General features: G+C 42.4%; 13 protein-coding genes and 1 pseudogene. 8 read left to right on the forward strand and 6 right to left on the reverse strand.

Going from position 1 to position 13,998, the window contains the following annotated elements; all coding sequences use genetic code 11:
- Positions 1–270: 270 nt before the first annotated feature.
- Entirely contained in the window at positions 271–669 is a 399-nt protein-coding gene (locus MXE28_RS05015) for a MerR family transcriptional regulator (protein WP_021841612.1), read from the forward strand.
- Between the two features lie 377 nt (positions 670–1,046).
- Here the strand turns inward: MXE28_RS05015 and MXE28_RS05020 are convergent, their stop codons facing one another.
- Positions 1,047–1,418 carry a winged helix-turn-helix transcriptional regulator gene (locus MXE28_RS05020; RefSeq protein WP_226974228.1) on the reverse strand — a complete coding sequence of 124 codons (372 nt, stop codon included), beginning with the start codon at positions 1,416–1,418 and terminating at the stop codon, positions 1,047–1,049.
- 205 nt (positions 1,419–1,623) lie between these two features.
- On the opposite strand from MXE28_RS05020, the gene MXE28_RS05025 reads away from it, so the two are divergent.
- The 3 genes from MXE28_RS05025 (at position 1,624) to MXE28_RS05035 (ending at position 3,405) form a co-directional block, all read left to right on the forward strand.
- Entirely contained in the window at positions 1,624–2,577 is a 954-nt protein-coding gene (locus MXE28_RS05025; RefSeq protein ID WP_226974229.1) for an MFS transporter, read from the forward strand.
- Positions 2,574–2,831, forward strand: a complete 258-nt coding sequence (locus tag MXE28_RS05030; RefSeq protein ID WP_021841609.1) for an MFS transporter — start codon at positions 2,574–2,576, stop codon at positions 2,829–2,831. Before MXE28_RS05025 ends, MXE28_RS05030 begins: the two co-directional genes overlap by 4 nt.
- Positions 2,832–2,892: 61 nt before the next feature.
- Positions 2,893–3,405 carry a flavin reductase gene (locus MXE28_RS05035; protein ID WP_156703911.1) on the forward strand — a complete coding sequence of 171 codons (513 nt, stop codon included), beginning with the start codon at positions 2,893–2,895 and terminating at the stop codon, positions 3,403–3,405.
- Between the two features lie 1,039 nt (positions 3,406–4,444).
- On the opposite strand, the gene MXE28_RS05040 is transcribed toward MXE28_RS05035, so the two are convergent.
- The gene (locus MXE28_RS05040; RefSeq protein WP_247239885.1) at positions 4,445–5,881 is read right to left on the reverse strand and encodes an aminoacyl-histidine dipeptidase; all 1,437 of its coding nucleotides are present in this window, start codon (positions 5,879–5,881) and stop codon (positions 4,445–4,447) included.
- 286 nt (positions 5,882–6,167) lie between these two features.
- On the opposite strand from MXE28_RS05040, the gene MXE28_RS05045 reads away from it, so the two are divergent.
- Entirely contained in the window at positions 6,168–7,151 is a 984-nt protein-coding gene (locus tag MXE28_RS05045) for an asparaginase (RefSeq protein ID WP_021841606.1), read from the forward strand.
- Between the two features lie 156 nt (positions 7,152–7,307).
- On the opposite strand, the pseudogene MXE28_RS05050 reads toward MXE28_RS05045, so the two are convergent.
- Positions 7,308–8,108 (reverse strand): annotated as a pseudogene (locus MXE28_RS05050) (adenosylcobinamide amidohydrolase); the annotation flags it as partial.
- Between the two features lie 224 nt (positions 8,109–8,332).
- Here MXE28_RS05050 and MXE28_RS05055 point away from each other — a divergent pair.
- From MXE28_RS05055 to yfbR, 3 genes are all read left to right on the forward strand, one after another.
- A complete protein-coding gene (locus MXE28_RS05055) occupies positions 8,333–9,256 on the forward strand; it encodes a mechanosensitive ion channel domain-containing protein (RefSeq protein WP_226974230.1) in 924 nt (307 codons plus the stop codon).
- 13 nt (positions 9,257–9,269) lie between these two features.
- Positions 9,270–10,235 (forward strand): serine hydrolase, encoded by a 966-nt coding sequence (locus MXE28_RS05060; protein WP_021841603.1) that lies wholly within the window; start codon positions 9,270–9,272, stop codon positions 10,233–10,235.
- A 108-nt stretch (positions 10,236–10,343) separates the two neighbouring features.
- Positions 10,344–10,955, forward strand: a complete 612-nt coding sequence (yfbR, locus tag MXE28_RS05065; RefSeq protein WP_226974231.1) for a 5'-deoxynucleotidase — start codon at positions 10,344–10,346, stop codon at positions 10,953–10,955.
- On the opposite strand, the gene MXE28_RS05070 is transcribed toward yfbR, so the two are convergent.
- The 3 genes from MXE28_RS05070 to MXE28_RS05080 all read right to left on the reverse strand — a co-directional run bounded on the left by MXE28_RS05070 (position 10,934) and on the right by MXE28_RS05080 (position 13,982).
- The gene (locus tag MXE28_RS05070) at positions 10,934–11,932 is read right to left on the reverse strand and encodes a QueG-associated DUF1730 domain-containing protein (protein WP_021841600.1); all 999 of its coding nucleotides are present in this window, start codon (positions 11,930–11,932) and stop codon (positions 10,934–10,936) included. The two genes, yfbR and MXE28_RS05070, sit on opposite strands and share 22 nt — an antisense overlap.
- Positions 11,933–12,074: 142 nt before the next feature.
- Positions 12,075–13,223: a site-specific integrase gene (locus MXE28_RS05075; protein WP_247239886.1), complete on the reverse strand. Its 1,149-nt coding sequence runs from the start codon at positions 13,221–13,223 to the stop codon at positions 12,075–12,077.
- A 36-nt stretch (positions 13,224–13,259) separates the two neighbouring features.
- Positions 13,260–13,982, reverse strand: coding sequence for a helix-turn-helix transcriptional regulator (locus MXE28_RS05080; protein WP_247239887.1), 723 nt, complete (start codon positions 13,980–13,982; stop codon positions 13,260–13,262).
- Between the last annotated feature and the right edge of the window lie 16 nt (positions 13,983–13,998).

Below are 13,998 nucleotides of genomic sequence, written 5' to 3' on the forward strand. Positions count from 1 at the left end.
GAAAGACCCTTATAGGGTCAGAGCAAACCACCCGTTCTACGGGTGGTTATGATTTCTTACATACCTATACTCTATACTTTAGCATTTTTATCTTATGCTTCTAGTTTTATACGCTAAGACTCTAAATTTTGAAAAACTCTATCTGATAATCATATTTTTAATAACAGATAACTTGACTTAAAGTTAACTCAAAGGGGTACAATAATTACAGTAAATAATGTGTCAAAAGCATAATATAGCATAACTAAAAACTTACAAGGAGATGATACAATGACAATAAAAGAAGTTGCTGAAAAGTTTGATATTACAACGGATACCCTTCGTTATTATGAACGCATCGGCTTGATTCCAAGCGTGCCGCGTACGGCATCAGGCATCCGCGATTTCGACGAAGTAACCATCAAGTGGGTTGAATTCGCCCTTTGCTTTAAAAAAGCAGGCGTACCTTTGGAAGGTATCGTGGAATATGTAAAACTTGCCTTGCAAGGTACCGGTACCGAACCGGCTCGCCGCGAAATCCTTGTGGAAACACGGGATAACTTGCTTGAAAAACTAGAAGAAATTCAAAATTGCTTGGAACTTTTGAATCATAAGATTGATGTTGTGTATAAAGACTGCGGTTCATATACACAACAATTGGTGGATGATTGGAAAAAGAGTCAGCAATAAAATATTCTCTAGCAACATGCTAATGTTGTAGTAAGATGTTCCCTATAAGTATAAGCAAAAGAAGGGTTCCCCTCGTAGTGCGATCGTTTCACGCTAAAGCACTACTCCGGGGAACCCTTCCTTTTGCTTTCAGTCATAGAACTAACATCCTTGCTACAACATTAGCAAATCAGTTACATAGAGAATATTTTGTTGCTGTGGGGGACGAAGAAAGAAGAGAAAAAAGATATGTTCTCGTACCGCTGGGCTGACAAGCAGCAAGGCGATACTCCGAGCATATCTTTTTTCTTGGAGGGATTATCATCTCAATTTAAAGTATTGGGAGTTTATATTGCAAGCATAATGATTAAGAGCAAATTTACTTTGAGGATATTTTTTTATGGTCTGAGTCCATCGTCTTCGGGAGCGGTGACTTCTACGGTTTCACCGGCGGCACGACGTGCTTCTATTAATTCGGCACCCCAGTCTGACATTTCGCCTAAAATGCGGCGAAGGCTTTGGCCGCGTTCGCTTAGGCTGTATTCTACACGCGGAGGGACTTCGTTATATACAGTGCGGGTGATAATGCCCGCATCTTCCAATTCGCGAAGTTGGAGGGTGAGCACACGTTGAGATATATTGGGCATCAAACGTTTTAATTCGCCGGTGCGCAAGGTTCCGTTACCTAAATGGCAGAGGATAGATACTTTCCATTTGCCGGTAAGAGCTTCTAACGTAGCCTCAATGGCTAAATGATATAAGTTTCGCAAAAATTTTTCACCTCCAAAACATTGAATATAGTTAAATTGTAACATTTATGTTCCTATAATACAAAAAAGTGCCGTCTTTTCAGGACTAATACTATGCTCTATAATTGCAATTGTTACAAGTTCAGTAAATGAATTCGTGTGAGAGTATAAATTTTTTATTGAAGAAAATAGCGTATAAAAGAGATGGGAGGATTTTTGGAATTATATGGATAAAACAAAAATGGCGCTTATAGCGCTGGCGATGATGTTTTTCGGTACGGGCATTACGGAATTCATTCCTGTAGGTCTCTTGCCGATGTTTTCACAAGAATTTGGCGTAAGCTTGTCTGAAGCGGGCAGTACCGTTTCACTTTATGCCTTTGGTGTAGCCGTAGGCGGCGTAATTTTAACATCCCTAACGGCACAAGTAAATCGCAAACGCCTTTTGGTATTTGCGGTTGCCTTATTTTTAATTGGTCATGTGTTCACTGCGATGGCCACATCTTTTACTTGGTTGTTGGTTGGCCGAATCATGGCGGCTGCGGCTCATGGCTTGTTTTTTGCCATTGCATCCTCGGTAGCCGTAAGTTTAGTGGCGCCTAATAAAAGTGCGGGTGCGATTGCCTTTATTTTTAGCGGCTTTACTATTGCAACGGCTTTTGCGGTGCCACTCGGAACGTATCTCAGTGAATTTCTAAGTTGGCGTGTATCTTTCTGGGGTGTTGTGACCGTAGCGGCCCTTACTTTATGGCTCAACTTGCGTTATATTCCTAACAATGCAGGTCAGATTGTGAGTAAACCTAGTTGGGGCGATCAATGGAAATTGATTACAACGCCACAGATTATTTTGTCATTAGTAATTACCGTATTAGGCTATGGTGGAACCTTCGCTACCTTTACATATTTGTCACCGATTTTACAAAATATTACAAAGATTAGTGCATCTGCGGTTAGTATTGTGCTTATCATGTATGGCATAATGATAGCGATAGGAAATTACTTGGGCGGTCGTTTTGGTAACTCCAATCCGATTAAAGCTTTGCTTTACACCTTTATCGTACAAAGTTTGATTCTCTTTTCATTTTACTTAACCTCTGGTTCGCCAACGGCAGCGATTATTACTGTGGCCGGTATGGGTATATTAGCGTTTATGAGTGTGCCCATGTTACAGGCGACATGATATTAGCAAAACGTTTTGTACCGAGTGCTGTTGATTTAGCTTCGTCTTTGAACATTGCCGGCTTTAGCGGTGGCATTATGTTAGGTGCTATTTTAGGCGGCATAGTCATTGATTTTGCGGGCCTTGCCTATACGCCGTTGGTTGCTGCTCTTATGGTAGGTCTTAGCGTAATTTTGACAGTAGTAGCTATTGTTTTACAAAACGAACCGGTTCATGAAACGGAAGCTGAAGGATTATTAACTAATCTTCGTTAAGGTGATTGGTTTTTAATAGATAGAATCTTATTGTGAAAATTCAGTAGAAAGGATGTATATTATGAAAGAAATTCAAGTAAAAGATTTACAATTGAATCCCATGACACTTATTTCTGACGGTTGGATGCTGATTACGGCCGGCAACGAACAAAACGGTTTTAATACGATGACCGCCAGCTGGGGGCATTTAGGCGCTATTTGGGGAACCAATAAGGGCTTACCTACGGCAACGGTATATATTCGTCCGCAACGCTATACTAAAGAGTTTGTTGATCGTGAAGAGGAATTTACTTTGTCCTTCTTTAGTAACGACTATAAACGCCAATTGGCATATTTAGGTACGCATTCCGGCCGCGATGAAGATAAAGTGGCAAAAATGGGCTTAACACCTGAGTTCGTGGATAATACCACTTACTTCAAAGAAGCCGATTTGGTACTGGTTTGCCGCAAAATCTATAAAGCACCACTTGTTGAAGAAGGTTTTCTTGATAAAAAACTAATTACCGAAAACTATACGGAAAAAGACTTCCATACCATGTACATAGGAGAAATTACGAGAGTATTAACTCGATAAAATAAAATCGCTATATTTTCAGTGTTTTCAAAGCTCCGAAATGTTTAGTCGTATTCCGTAAGTTATACAATCATAAAGAAATAAAGGCCACTCTACCTTCCTTGCACCCGGGCTACACGTAGCAAAGGGATGCTGCGTAAGGCAGAGTGGCCTTTTTGCCGTTTGCGATTACATAACAATAATCGGAATACTCCTAATCATTTCTCAGAGTCATTAAGGGGCACTGGCAAAAGTATAGCGATTTTATTTTTAATCGCCTTAACACCTCGTGTGGGGGAGAAAGGGAAAATTAATAAAGTCCATCAGGCATTTTTAATTATGCTATGTGTGAGAAAAGTGGCAAGAGATTATGCAAAACATTTTACTCTCTATTTAATACACTAGTGAAAAGCCTGATGGCGATTTATTTACAATGTGTGAGTAAGTCAAATTCGGATTCCCCTAAAACACTAACCGGAAAGACTGTAGCGACTAAAGGCGAGTTATTATAATATGCGCACCGGCATTGTTTTGAAATGATACATCCCTACCAGAAAAAAGATGTCCTCGTAGCAGTGCTTTAGCGTGAAACGATCGCACTGCGAGAGGAAATCTTTTTTCCTTTCTCCTCCCCAAGTTGATTACTTGAAGGTTTTGTAGGAGCTCTATAAGGAAGGCGCCTATGTATTTAATGAGTTGGCTAATTGGATAAAAGCTTTGGTGGCCTTCTGATATAGTAGAACGCTTTTTGAAAAGACACCCTTCCATTCAGAGTAATTATATTAGTACATGCATAAGTTTTGGTGCAAACCGAGCTTTTCTATGTATGAGTAAGTATATAAAAAAAGACACACCACCTTCTGAAGCATCCCTTTGCTGCTTGTCAGCCCGGGTGCAAGGAAGGTGGTGTGTCTTTTATTTTTATTTTTAGGAAATTCGGTTGCACCAAAACCTATTCTAACATTTTTTGCAGGAAGGGTGTCTTTTACAATACTTTTTTGTATTATAAGGCCACCAAAACTTTTAATCCTTTAGCAATAAGTAAAGAATAGGCGCCTTCCTACTTGAGCTCCTTCAATAAAACCTTTAAGTAGTCAAAAATATGCTCTACTGATGGCAAATGCAATCTTTCTTGTGGTGTATGGGCATGGGTAATGGTTGGCCCGAAGCTAATCATCTGGGTATTAGGCATAACGGCTTTCAAGAGACCACATTCGAGACCGGCATGGATAGCGGTTACTTTAGGTTTTTGACCGGTTACTTTTTCATAAAGAGCAATGGCTTGTTCTTCCAAAGCGCTACCCGGTTCATATTCCCAAGCCGGATAGGAGCCCGCAATTTTGGAAGGAAGACCTAAGGTGGAAGCTAAGAGATGGATTTTCTTGGTTAAGAAGTCCATGGAGCTTTCGGAGAGGCTGCGGATGGAAATCAACAAGTGAATGGTGTGTTCCGTTTCTTCCACGATGGCGATGTTATTACTTGTTTCAACGAGGCCTTCCAAGGAATGGTTCATGGCAAACACACCGTTTGGTGCGAGGTATAAGAAGGTAAGTAAGGATTCAGCCGTGTCACCGCCGTATACGGTATCAGGTAATTCGGCATCGCTTACGAGGATATTGATTTTTTCATCCTGTGGTGTAAATTCACTGCGATAAGCTTTCATTTTTGCTTGAATCCAAGTGGTTACCGGTTTAACATCCGCTTCTTTTACGAGGATAGTGGCTGAACCTACGCGAGGGATGGCATTGTGTTTAGTGCCGCCCGTGAAGGAAGCTAATTGGTAATTATATTGAGACGCTAATTCATATAAGAGACGGCCGAGAATTTGGTTGCCGTTGGCCCGTTCTTTGTGAATTTCAATACCGGAGTGGCCACCCAAGAAGCCGTCTAAGGTTAACTTCAAGCCGTGCGTGAATTGGGAGTCGCGATTATCGCGAAGGCGTGGAATTTCAACGTCCACACGGCACCCGCCGGCGCAACTTACTACAAATTCACCCTCCACTTCGGTGTCTATATTGAGGAGGTATTGACCGTGGGTTTGACCTTCTTTAACAGCCAAAGCACCATCCATACCGGTTTCTTCGCTTGTTGTGAAAAGACATTCCAATGGGCCGTGTTCGATTTCGTCGGAATCGAGTACAGCAAGGCTCATGGCAACGGCGATACCGTTGTCGGCGCCCAAGGTTGTTTCGTTGGCATGGAGCCATTCGCCGTCAATAATATGTTTAATCGGATCGGTTAAGAAATCATGGGTTGAAGCGTCACTTTTTTCACAAACCATATCCATATGACCTTGCAAAATGATGCTGGGGCGGTTTTCATAACCCGGCGTAGCCGCTTTGCGAATAAGTACGTTATTGGCACTGTCCTGTTCAACTTCCAAATTACGTGCTTTGGCGAACGCAACGAGCCAGTCGCTGACAGCTTTTTCATTACCGGAACCACGTGGAATTTGATTCATTGCTTTAAAAAACTCTAATACTTTTTGTGCACTCATAAATACACCCCATTTACTAAATATTGTTTAAGATTGTATACAAATGTATACGAAGAAAAAACTACAACTTTATAGTAACACATTTATGTTGATTTGTGACAAAAATATTCTTAACTATATAGTATAGAAATTGGAATTCATGATGAAATGTCATTAAAAAAGTTGTACACTGAAATTATCGACACATCGATTTTTATAGATAAAATTACCCCTTTGCATAGCCAGTGAAAGGAATTCTTTGTTATAATAATATTGTAAAAACCTTGAATTAAGAGGAGGGTATGCTATGGCATATACTAAAAAAATTGTTGTTATCGGCACCGGCGGCACCATTGCGGGACAAAGCGGTTCGGCCGAAGACTTGACGGCTTATCAGGCGGGGGAGCTTACCATTGACGAAGTGCTGGCTATCGTGCCGGGCGTTGAAAATTATGGCCCTTTTGAAAGTAAACAACTCTGTAATATTGACAGTTCAGATATGACGATGGCTATATGGATGGAGCTTGCCCGGACGGTTCAAGCTGCCGTGGATCGTGAGGATGTAGCGGCGGTAGTCATTACGCATGGCACCGATACAATGGAAGAAGGCTCCTATTTCTTGCAGTTGACGGTGCAAACGAATAAACCTATTGTCATGGTGGGCGCTATGCGTCCGGCCACCGCGATCAGCGCGGACGGACCGCTCAATTTATTACAGGCTATGCAAATAGCCCGTTCTCCTGAGGCGGTAGGTAAAGGGGTGCTCGTTACCTTGAACGGTACGATTAACTGTGCCCGCGAAGTGGTTAAACAACATACAACCGGTTCCGATGCGTTCGGCAATGCCTTTTTCGGTCATATCGGGTTTGTGCAGGACGGCATAGCGCGTTTTTACTATGAATCCTTGCGTAAACATACGGCGGCCAGTGAATTTGCACCGCTTACGGCAAAAGAATTGCCTATGGTGGCGCTTGTTTATTTGTATGGCGGTATTGATTCCAATGTATTACACTCCGTATTACAAACTAAGCCCCATGGCTTAGTGCTCGCAGGGCTTGGACATGGTATTTTGCCGGAACGTATTCGTCAGTTGGTTGAAAACCTTGATATTCCGGTGGTTCGTTCTTCGCGAACCGGTAGCGGCATGGTATCGGCTATGCCGAATGACAGCCGCCACGGCTTCATCGTTAGTGATACCTTGGCTCCTTCGAAAGCACGCATTTTATTGACCTTAGGTTTGACTAAGACGAAGGATAGAGCCGCTTTGCAGGAATATTTTTACGAATATTAATGCAAGTAGCAGTGTAAGAAGCAGTGTAAGTAGCAGTGTAAGTAGCTTAGATTTTGGCATACAAAAACGTGCTATCTTAAGTCATGGTATTTCTTAAGATAGCACGCATATAGTAGGTTAGAGTATGTTAGAGTAGCTAGGAGAGTGTTAGCTTGTTTAGGCCTCAGTGTCAGTCTCAGCTTCTTCCTTTTCATAGGCCGCTTTAGCTTTTTCATAGGCTACTTTTCGCTGAATGTTTTCAAAAGCCCGTTTCATAGCGAGACGAACGCATTTGGCTAAGGTGTCGCCGAATAGGGAATAGGTGCCGCTATCGGTTAATAACTCTCCATTCGTATCGATGGTGAGGACCACGCCGTCGGTGGCTGTACCGGTGGCGTAGGCACCGCTTATAAGGCTGTGAATTTCCTCGTCCCGAAAGGCTGCGCATTTAGCTTCCGTTACGGTGATTAAGGCTTTGGTTAATGCCCCGTCGGTTAAGGCCTTATTGGTAAAAATTAAGAGATTGATTGTCCCGGGTTGGCGGAATTTACCGTCCTTTTCTTCATAGTAATAACCGTCGCCGGCGCAATGAGCGGTCGCTTCAAAACCGCCGGTAGCAATGGTTTCTACAATGACATCACCGGCTGTTACTTTGGCGTACGCATGAAACTCCATGGTAGCACTTGTGATGAGGCCGGTGCAGAAGTTCAACGGATAATCTTCCTGCTCGAATTCGGCACTCAAATAGCCGGCCGATGAGCCGCCGGGCAATTCCTTTTCCGTTTCTACAAAAAACGGCAGATTCTGATTGCGAATGGCCATGATGTGATGGAGACCGCCATTTAAAGGACCGGTGCTCAAGCTGTAGCGCACATCGTCAAAGGCAACGACGATGGCAGTGTGGTGAAGCTTGACTTGACCGCCTACGGCTAATTCCGAAGGGGCCGTATATGGATTCTGTATAGTTGGTTTTGTCATAACTGACTCCTGTTATTTTGATGTATATGATATATATTCTGTACTACAGTTATACTATGGGTGATGTGCCTGACATATGTTAGCCCATATATAAAGGGCCTATCGACACATAGTGTTATCATATATGTTTTTTTATATTTTGTCATCCATTGTTTTTTTCAAAAAACACAATAAAACAAGTAGTAAAACGTTAGTTAATTATTAAAAGAAAGCGAGGCGTTTATATGTTAGTTGCAAGTGTACAAGAGGCTGAGCCGGTGTCGAATGCAGTTAAAAACCAAGTGGCGGACAGCATGAGTTATGTGGATAAGCTTATTAATTTCTTTATTGATCGCGGACCAAGCCTGATTGTGGCCGTTCTTATTTATATTGTGGGGCTCTATATTGCCCGTTTTATTCGTGATGTAGCCATGCGCATGATGCGCCGTGCCAACTATGATCACACGGTTGTGTCTTTTGTGAGCCAAATTATCTACTACGGTGTGTTGGCTATTGTGCTTTTGACGGCTCTTAACTCAGCAGGCTTCCCGACAACGTCCTTATTGGCAGCCTTTGGTGCCTTAGGTTTGGCCATCGGTCTTTCCTTGCAGAGCAACCTGTCAAACTTTGCATCCGGTTTGTTGATTTTGATTTTCAAACCGTTTAAAGCCGGTGATGTGATTACGGTAGGTTCTGTGACGGGTACGGTTCGTAGCATTCAGTTCATGAACACTACGATTGTAACTAAAGAAATGCGCACTGTCTTTATTCCGAATTCCATGCTCACGTCTCAGCAGGTTACTAATGCTACGTATCAAGATACGCGCGTGGTACCGTTTGTGTTTGATATCGGTTATGATAATGACCATCATAAAGCGATTGACGTTATTCGTGAGGTTATGGAAAATGATGAGCGCATCGTCAACCGTGAAATGGTTGAAATCGGCATCTCCGAATTTGGTGATAACTCCGTGCGTATCGCGGCATATCCGGTGGTGGAAAACCGCAATTACATGCAGGTGTTCTATGATACCATGTCGTCCGTAAAAGATCGTTTTGATGAAGAAAATATTGATATTCCATATCCTCAACGCGTTGTTCATATTCAGCGCAGTGGTCTTGATGAAAATGCGAAACCTTTGAGCGATATGAGTCAATATGTAAAATAAGGATTGTTAGACTATGAAATGTTGGCAAAAAATAGTAAGTGTTTTTGTATTAACCGGTAGCTTGTTTACCGGCGCGGCACTATCGGGAGCAGCGGTTTGCGCTGCTTCTGATAACGCCGTAACCTCGAAGGCGGCGGTATCTTCGGGCAGCCAAACCGGTACGTCTGAATTAGCCAAGCAGGCAGAGGTGTTTTTGGGTGAAAAAAATAGCGCTGCAAAATCGGTCGCTGTGCCTGGTTTTGCCGCCGAAGCGGCGGTTCTGATGAATGCCGATACGGGTGAAGTATTGGTGGCCCGCAATGAAAATAAACGGATGCATCCGGCCAGCACGACTAAAATGGTGACCCTATTAACGGCCTTGAAATTGCAGGGGACGCGTCTTGATGAATTGGCTACGATTAGTCCTTATGCGGCATCCATGGAGGAATCCAATTTAGGGGTGAAAACGACAGATCAATTGCCGTTGCAGGCTGTGGCGGAAGGCATGATGGTGGCCAGCGGCAATGATGCGGCTGTGGTAGTGGCTGAAAATGTAAGTGGCAGCGTGTATCGTTTTGCCTTGGAAATGAATGAGGTAGCCAAAGAAGCGGGCGCCACAAAGAGTCACTTTTTGAATCCTCATGGACTCACTGAAGTGGGCCATTATTCGACGGCGTTGGATTTGGCTAAAATAGCCGCATACGGCATGAATATTCCCATGTTCCGTGATTTTGTAGGCGATGATTTTTACAAAGTTCCTTATGAAAACCGTAAACCGGTTTGGGTGCGCACGACGAATCATTTTATTCGCAGCAAGTATGAAGGGGCGAATGGCCTCAAAACGGGCTATACCGAAGCCGCCGGTGAATGTTTGATTGCATCCGCAACGCGCGACGGCCATACTTTGATTGTGGTCCTTTTGAATGACGATAATCGTTGGGTCGATGCGCCGGCATTGTTGGATTACGGTTTTGCCAAATTGGGCGTAACCGGTAAATAGGGCCGGTCGGTGTAATAAAATTGGTCGCAGCCGGGAATTTTAAATAAATTCGGAGCCCGGCAAAAGAGCTTAGTATACATAGAGATTAGGTATAGGATGAGGGATAGTATGAAAGAAGCAACAAGTAAGGCCAGTGCATTTTTTGCATTTTTGCGGCGATTGCGATTTATTCGTCGCTGGGGCTTGATGCGTAATATGGAGCCTGAAAATAATCAGGAACACAGCCTTGATGTGGCGTTTATCGTTCATAACCTGGCGTTGTTACACAATTTAAACGGCGGCACGGTAGACGTTAATCGTCTGGCCGTAGCCGCCATGTATCATGATGTGAGTGAAATTTTTACCGGCGATATGCCGACTCCGATCAAGTATTTTCATCCGACCCTACGTGAATTGTATGGTCAGGTGGAACGATTGGCACAGGAAAAAATGCTCCGCACATTGCCGGCAGAACTTCAAAAGGCCTATGAGCCGTATTTGCTGGGTGAACTCGACGAAGTAGAAACAAAGCTTCTCAAAGCGGCTGACACGATGGCGGCGTTTATGAAATGCGCTATCGAGAAAAAAGCCGGCAATGAGGAGTTTAACGAAGCGTACGACAGCATATTAAAAAAGCTCCACGCCATGGAGTTACCGGCAGTGGAGCAGTTTTTAACGCTATATTTGGAACCTATGAGTGCGTCCTTGGATACGCTGAATTATTCGTCCTTAGACGAATGATGCTTAGCTGATGCCGGCGCTATGACGGCTGAATCGGCAGATAAGGTTGAGTCGGTAGGCGCGGACGATTCAGTAGCGGAGATGGCGCCGGTGGTTGCCGTGTCGGCCACATAACCGGCGTTGCGCAGCAGTACGGCTTTACCGCGCCACGAGAAAGCACGGTCGCCATAGGCCGCTTTGAATGTCTTATTGGTAAGGCCTACGAGCTCTGCCGGATTGACATAGGGCTCAACGGTTTGAAATTCCGGAATTGGTGTGGTAGGCACATTGCGGTTGTGAGGGCACACTTCCTGGCAAATGTCACAGCCCCAGATGAGCGGCGTTTTTTGAATAATGGCCACTTCATGAGGCGGCAAGTCGCCTTTTTTCTGGGTAAGATAACTTTTGCAGGTTTCAAAACCGAATTCTTTACGGCCCAACGATTGGCCGGGACAGGCGTTAACACAGCGGTTGCAGCCTAAGCAGGTACCTTCCATGGGCTTGTCCGCATCCAATTCGCAGGAGGTTAGGAGGGTGCCGATGGAGGTGTAGCTGCCCCAAACGGGATGAATGAGGGCGCGGTTTTTACCAAACACACCAAGCCCTGCGAGGTAGGCCATGTAACGATCCGCCATAGGGGACGTGTCGCAGTGAATTTCAAATTCCATGGTGCTGTCCATTTCCTGTAAGGCTGTGCCGAAGCGTTTGAGGTAGTCGGGAATGACCAGATGATAGTCGGGCCCCCAGGCGTAACGCGGTAAATTGACGGGCTTTTCGGTTTTTACATAATAGGGAAAAAGGCAAACGATGGCACTCTTAGGTGACTGTAACGCCGTATTGGCGCTGAGGCGTTCCTCTAATGTGCCGTTGATGAACGGACAGGGATTGGCCGTGTCGATATAGTTTGCCGCATCGTCCGGTAACGGCCATGGGGCAATGCCCACGGCGGGAATATTTAATTTTTTGGCTATTTGAAAAATGTCGTTTCGTGTTATCATAATACAGTTCTTTTTTTTTGGTTTTTATTGGTTTCTAATAGAGGCTATGTGTATAAGCGCTGTAGGGGTTAGGGGGCGTTTTTGGTTTCTAATGTTAACTAAGGTTTTACGCCTCTTTTGCCTCTTTTTTTGCCCCTTAAAATTAAAGCGCTAAATCTTCAAGTTTATTGATTAAATCAGTGTTCATGCGTTCAGTAACATGCGTATATATTGCAAGGGTGGTATTTGGGTTATTATGACCTACTCTTGCCATAATCGCTTTTAGTGGTACGCCTAACTCACAAAGTATTGAAATGTGGGTATGTCGGAATACATGACTTGTGATATGTTTTCCGTTAATTGTAATTTGGGCTAGGTTGCGGTTAATGACTTGAATTTGTAAGGGTTGACCTGTACGCCCTGTGAATATATAGCTTTCATTGCTCCATAGGAAGCGTTTTCTATTCTCCATGATTAATATATCAAGGATAGCCATTGAACGTCTACAAAGTGAAATAACACGATTGCTATATATGTTTTTGGGAGTACCTCTTTTTTTTTCATTAGAGCCTCTCAAAGTAAAGCATATCGTACCATTGATGCTTAACTGTGAATGCTCTTTATCATAATCACAGTTTCGTAAGGCGAGCAATTCGCCAATTCTAACACCGGTTAATGACATAAACTCCATAGCAAGCCCTACACGCTTATTTTTAGCCTTGATTTTTGATAAAACTTCTTTCAACTCATCACGATTTAAGAATTTATCATTCTTTTTCTTGATTTCCTCAACTGAATACGCTTTTCGCTTTAACTTGATAGCCTGTATCTCGTCGATATGGGCTATTTTCTTTTTGTCTTTTGCATATTGAAAAACTTGTTTAATTGTTGTTAATAATTGGTTGCTATATGTGTAGGATAAGCCTTTTTCAGCATAGTACACGCCATGAATAGCATTTTTTATATCCGGGGCGGTTAGATCTAATAATAGGACGTCCACCGGTAAGACTTTGTGTATCTTTTTTAACATTTGTTTGTGTGTTTTAGCCGTTACCGGTTTTACTATTAGCGCTTGTGCAGCTTGCCACTCATCAGCGATCTTCTTAAACGTGATTTTGGTATCTTCTTTTACTTTCTCTTTAGCTATGACTATTTTCTTCTGTAATTCTTCTGTAGCCATTTTTACAGCTTGCCGGCTGTTGCTATTAAGAGTAATGCTTACTTTTCGTTCCTTGCCTGTGATGTCGGTATATCGTTCAGAATACTTATATCGCACGCCCTTTTTATTTGTCTTTACTTCCTCTATCCACATAATTTATTCCCCTTTTCTGTGGAGAAAGGCTTTCACTCACCATTCGTCTATACCTAACTTTTTACGCAATTTATAGTTTTCAGATAACAGCTCATCTATTCGTATGGACATATTTACTTCTCTTTCTGAATAAGGGACACTTTCACCCTCTAATTCCTTAATGTCTATATTCATATCAATGTTTTCATTGCCAGTCATGCTTGAGATAAGAGAATAAAAAAATATACCTAGTGTATCTGAAATAAATTGTTTAATGTTTTTGTCTAATGAGTTAAATATGTTTGTTGCTGCATATTCATAGTGATTCATGAATATAATAAATATTTTTTGCGGATTTGGTGATAATAATTCGTTTTCTTCACAGATAATGTTAAATGAAATTGCTTTTTTCTTCTTGTAGATTAATTGGAGTGGAATTTTTAATAAAATGGGCTCATCTTTTTTTTGTTGATAGTCTTTAAAATTGACTTTTTGATTAATGAAATATCCTTTTATAAGTATATGGTATAACTCTTTTATATCTATATAATCTTTCAAGTTATATAAGACTTTCAGCTTAATCGGTTCATAAGAAAACAAATTATTTAGTGAAATATCAAGAAATTCGCAAAGTTTATCTACATTAGCCATATTTAAACGTTCAAAATTATTAAGGTATAAGCTGTCAATGAATGTCCTAGAGACGTTTAACTCCATTGCTAGTGGATATGGTTTTAAGCCTTTCTCCGCCATAATTTTTGACAAATTACAAATAATCATTTTATATCACCTCTCT

Origin of the sequence: Veillonella sp. KGMB01456 (assembly GCF_023051165.1) — a bacterium.
GTDB lineage: Bacteria > Bacillota > Negativicutes > Veillonellales > Veillonellaceae > Veillonella_A.

Excerpts from the sequence above, each read along its gene's own strand:
- MXE28_RS05015 (WP_021841612.1), top strand. The coding sequence starts at position 271 with ATGACAATAAAAGAAGTTGCTGAAAAGTTTGATATTACAACGGATACC.
- MXE28_RS05025 (WP_226974229.1), top strand. The coding sequence starts at position 1,624 with ATGGATAAAACAAAAATGGCGCTTATAGCGCTGGCGATGATGTTTTTC.
- MXE28_RS05030 (WP_021841609.1), top strand. The coding sequence starts at position 2,574 with ATGATATTAGCAAAACGTTTTGTACCGAGTGCTGTTGATTTAGCTTCG.
- MXE28_RS05035 (WP_156703911.1), top strand. The coding sequence starts at position 2,893 with ATGAAAGAAATTCAAGTAAAAGATTTACAATTGAATCCCATGACACTT.
- MXE28_RS05040 (WP_247239885.1), bottom strand. The coding sequence starts at position 5,881 with ATGAGTGCACAAAAAGTATTAGAGTTTTTTAAAGCAATGAATCAAATT.
- MXE28_RS05045 (WP_021841606.1), top strand. The coding sequence starts at position 6,168 with ATGGCATATACTAAAAAAATTGTTGTTATCGGCACCGGCGGCACCATT.
- MXE28_RS05055 (WP_226974230.1), top strand. The coding sequence starts at position 8,333 with ATGTTAGTTGCAAGTGTACAAGAGGCTGAGCCGGTGTCGAATGCAGTT.
- MXE28_RS05060 (WP_021841603.1), top strand. The coding sequence starts at position 9,270 with ATGAAATGTTGGCAAAAAATAGTAAGTGTTTTTGTATTAACCGGTAGC.
- yfbR (WP_226974231.1), top strand. The coding sequence starts at position 10,344 with ATGAAAGAAGCAACAAGTAAGGCCAGTGCATTTTTTGCATTTTTGCGG.
- MXE28_RS05070 (WP_021841600.1), bottom strand. The coding sequence starts at position 11,932 with ATGATAACACGAAACGACATTTTTCAAATAGCCAAAAAATTAAATATT.
- MXE28_RS05075 (WP_247239886.1), bottom strand. The coding sequence starts at position 13,223 with ATGTGGATAGAGGAAGTAAAGACAAATAAAAAGGGCGTGCGATATAAG.
- MXE28_RS05080 (WP_247239887.1), bottom strand. The coding sequence starts at position 13,982 with ATGATTATTTGTAATTTGTCAAAAATTATGGCGGAGAAAGGCTTAAAA.